This is a genomic window from Vibrio sp. 10N.222.49.C9 (genome assembly GCF_041474985.1).
Lineage (GTDB): Bacteria > Pseudomonadota > Gammaproteobacteria > Enterobacterales > Vibrionaceae > Vibrio > Vibrio crassostreae_C.
This window is the reverse complement of sequence record NZ_JBFRVD010001394.1, coordinates 1-315: the sequence shown is the minus strand read 5'-3', so window position 1 is coordinate 315 and position 315 is coordinate 1. Positions and strand designations below refer to the sequence as shown.

Here is a 315-nt window from a genome sequence, read left to right as displayed (position 1 = left end):
CTTCGGTACCCACTTTTCAAGGAACTCTATCGTCAGAGCAACGGCTTTATCTTCATCGATGTCGCTGTTTTGAACCCTCTCTACCAAACCACTATTGGTATGGGTGTTGGTGCACCAATCGTCCATCTTAGCCAGCTCGGATTCTGGTTGGTGAATGGCAATAACAGGCCCTTCAGCCAAAATGTTCAATTCGCTATCTGTAACGATAGATGCGATTTCGATGACTTTATGTGTTTCTGGATCCAACCCTGTCATTTCAAGATCGACCCAGATTAAATTTTTATCGTTCAACGCCATGAATGAAATTGCCTATTA

The 315-nt window shown here is 43.2% G+C and carries 1 protein-coding gene; it reads right to left on the bottom strand.

Annotated features, from left to right (window positions below; all coding sequences use genetic code 11):
- A partial coding sequence (gene orn / locus AB4585_RS28445) for an oligoribonuclease (RefSeq protein WP_372172117.1) occupies positions 1–297 on the bottom strand: 297 nt, incomplete at its 3' end.
- Positions 298–315 lie beyond the last annotated feature (18 nt).